Genomic DNA, 3,223 nt, shown 5'->3' with positions numbered 1-3,223 from the left:
TCCAGCCCGCTGATCCTAATGTTAAAACTTCGACGCTTTCTGGAGGTAATATTCAGAAAATCTTGCTTGCCCGTGAATTAACCAATCAACCGGATATGATTGTTGCAGTGAACCCCACCGCGGGGTTAGATATAGCAACTGTGGATTTTGTGCATCGTGAGATAACGCGGCAGGCAGATGAAGGAGTTGGTGTGCTTCTCGTGTCGGAAGATTTGGATGAACTTCTTGTTCTATGCGACAGAATCCTCGTTATATTTCAGGGGCATATCGTTGGAACCTTTGACGCTTCCTTAGATGTCCGAAACTCAATCGGTCTTGCGATGAGCGGAATAGGTACATCCCATAAACAAGAAAAGTCGCAAGGCGAATCAAAACCCATCATGGAGTTTTCAGAATGCAACCGAGTGAGCGGATAAATCGTTGGAATAGACAGCGTATCTTTGCCTTGGCTTCATTGTTAGCGGCTCCGTTGCTGATGGCGATTCTACTGCTATCAGTCGGCAAGAATCCTGTCTCCATCTTCTGGGCAGTCATCGTAGGCGGTTTCGGTAGTTCCCTGGGCCTTACAGAAGCGATCACACGGATGACCCCTATTTTCTTGTGTGCTTTGGCAGTCGCTATTCCAGCGAAAGCAGGGCTTTACAACATTGGCGGTGAAGGTCAACTTCATTGTGGTGCCATCGCTGCGACTGCATTCGTCCTTTATGTCCCGTGGTTGCCGCATTTCATGATGATTCCCTGCATAATACTCGTTGCGATGGTTGGAGGGGCGTTGTGGGGGATGATTCCGGGATTCCTGCGTGCCCGCTTTCAGGTCAATGAAATCCTTGTCACTTTGATGCTCAACTATGTCGCAATCTTTGTTGTTGATCACCTTGTTCACGGTCCCTGGAGGGACCCCAATGCTTTTGGCTGGCCGTATTCGGCAGCTTTCCCAGAATGGGCAGTTCTGCCAACTTGGGGCAAATCCAATATCCATCTGGGGATTTTGCTCGGTCTTGGAGCAGTCGGGCTGGTTTACTTCACTTTGCGCACCACGACATGGGGATTCTCTCTTCGTTTGATTGAAGCAAATCCAAGAACCGCGGGCTATGTTAAGGTTAACGCCGCGAAATATATCGTCATCCTTATGGCGGTTGGTGGTGGAATCGCAGCGATCGCAGGCCTCGGTGAGGTGTCTGTAATCCAAAACCGTTTGCGACCCGGAATCTCACCCGGTTACGGCTATACGGGATTCTTGGTTGCGTGGCTGGCGCGAAATAACCCAATAGTGATTATACCGGTAGCTTTTCTTGTGGGAGGACTTTATTCGGGTGCGGATGTCTTACAACTCACTGCAGGGCTTCCAGCGTCAACCGTGGATATTTTTCTGGGCTTGGCTTTTTTGACCTTTCTGGCTGGAGAGTCGATCTGGCGGAGTAAAGCAACCGTCATTGAGGAGGCAAAATGAGCGATCAGATTGCATGGGGCGGCGTACTTTTAGCAGTCCTTGCCGGCGCACTTCGCAGTGGAACCCCAATCGCTTTTGCAGCAATCGGAGAGACGTTAGCAGAACGATCAGGCGTGATCAATCTCGGTGTTGAGGGGATGATGCTCATGGGAGCAATGGTCGGTGTGGTGGTACAGGTGAAAACCCAAAACCCTGTACTTTCTGTGCTTGCTGCTGGACTCGCCGCTGCTGCCCTTGCAACCGTTCATGCTTTCATAACCATCTATCTCAATGGAAATCAACTCGTCAGTGGGATTGGGCTGTCCATTGTGGGGACAGGACTCTCCGGCTTCCTCGGTAGACCCTATGTCGGTGTCCGTTTCTCTGGCATAGATGTCTGGGATATCCCGCTCCTGAATGACTTACCGATTTTTGGAAAGGTGTTCTTTCAACAAGATCCCCTCGTATATCTGACGATATTCGCTGCCGCGGCGGTATGGTTCTTACTCTTTCGGACGCGACTGGGACTGCATATCCGAGCAGTTGGTGAAGACCCGTATGCCGCCTATGCTCAGGGCGTTCCTGTTCGACGCAGCCGAATACTCGCGATTATACTCGGTGGTTTTCTATCAGGAATCGGCGGCGCGCACCTCTCCTTAGCCTATACCCAGTTATGGGCAGAACGGATGACCGCAGGGCAAGGGTTAATAGCGGTCGGTTTGGTTATTGTCGCTGGATGGCACCCTGTGCGAGTCCTATTGGCGACATATCTCTTTGGCGTTTTGATTGTGTTGCATCCGAATCTACAGGCTTCAGGGATCACGGTTTCGCCCTACATCCTAGCAGCTTTACCGTATCTTTTCGCTGTGCTGGCTCTCACTCTTGCAACATTTGTTTATGTCAGAAAAGGACAAGGATTACCCGAAGCCCTCGCTAAAGAATTTAACATGGGTAAAGAGTAAATTCGTAAAACAACTTCGTCAAGTGGCTTTGTCAAATCGCTACACGACGTTGAAAAAAAGAATGTGCGCGAGGCTCTTGTATGCGCACTCTAATTTCCAAAAGGAGAATATTATAATGAGAAACAATCAATCCCGAACCCTAACCAAGATATGGGTATTTATCGCTGTGGCAGCAGTTCTTGGCTGTCTTGCATGGACGTTGAATTCAACGGCTCAAGATACCACACCGGAGAAAACATCAGAAAAACTCCATGTCGGATTTGTACTTGTAGGACCGACCTCTGACTGGGGTTTTAATTACCAGCATAATCAAGGTAGGTTAGCTTTGGAAGCCAGACTCCGCGATCACGTGCATACTGTAGTTGCCGAGAATATTCCAGAGAACGCAGAAGCCGAACGTATTATGCAGCGTATGATCGACGAAGGTGCAGAACTCATTTTCGCAACTTCCTACGGTTACCTTGACTTGGCTTTAAAAGTGGCGGCGAAAAATCCAGATGTAACCTTCATGCACTGCTTGGGCAACAAACAATCTGAAAATCTCGGAACCTATAGTTCTAACATGTGGGAGGCCGCCTATCTTGCGGGGGTTGTCGCTGCCATGACATCAAAAGATAACCCTCAATTCGGTTTTGTAACATCGCATCCAATTCCCCCAGTGCTCTGGATAATCAATGCCTTTGCGTTAGGAGCACAGAGCGTCAATAAAGAGATCACCGTTGACACCGTTTTCACCAACAGTTGGTACAATCCTGCTGCTGAAACTGAAGCCGTCAACAGCCTCGCGAACAAAGGCGTAGGACTCGTTTATGTCCTTGTTGATAGTGGTATT

Annotated in this window: 4 protein-coding genes; all 4 read left to right on the top strand. The window is 49.1% G+C overall.

Annotated elements, in window-relative coordinates; genetic code table 11:
* A partial coding sequence (locus J4G07_06325; protein MCE2413604.1) for a hypothetical protein occupies positions 1-416 on the top strand: 416 nt, incomplete at its 5' end.
* Complete coding sequence (locus J4G07_06320) at positions 395-1,450, top strand: ABC transporter permease (GenBank protein ID MCE2413603.1); 1,056 nt, start codon at positions 395-397, stop codon at positions 1,448-1,450. The genes J4G07_06325 and J4G07_06320, both read left to right, overlap by 22 nt.
* Positions 1,447-2,391: an ABC transporter permease gene (locus J4G07_06315; GenBank protein MCE2413602.1), complete on the top strand. Its 945-nt coding sequence runs from the start codon at positions 1,447-1,449 to the stop codon at positions 2,389-2,391. The genes J4G07_06320 and J4G07_06315 overlap by 4 nt, the downstream gene beginning before the upstream one ends.
* A gap of 115 nt (positions 2,392-2,506) precedes the next feature.
* Positions 2,507-3,223, top strand: a 717-nt coding sequence (locus J4G07_06310; protein ID MCE2413601.1) for a BMP family ABC transporter substrate-binding protein, incomplete at its 3' end; no start/stop codon positions are given.

It is taken from the genome of Candidatus Poribacteria bacterium (assembly GCA_021295715.1).
GTDB lineage: Bacteria > Poribacteria > WGA-4E > WGA-4E > WGA-3G > WGA-3G.
The sequence above is the reverse complement of the archived record's forward strand: the minus strand, read 5'-3'. Positions and strand labels throughout refer to the sequence as shown.

Excerpts from the sequence above, each read along its gene's own strand:
- J4G07_06315 (MCE2413602.1), top strand. The coding sequence starts at position 1,447 with ATGAGCGATCAGATTGCATGGGGCGGCGTACTTTTAGCAGTCCTTGCC.
- J4G07_06320 (MCE2413603.1), top strand. The coding sequence starts at position 395 with ATGCAACCGAGTGAGCGGATAAATCGTTGGAATAGACAGCGTATCTTT.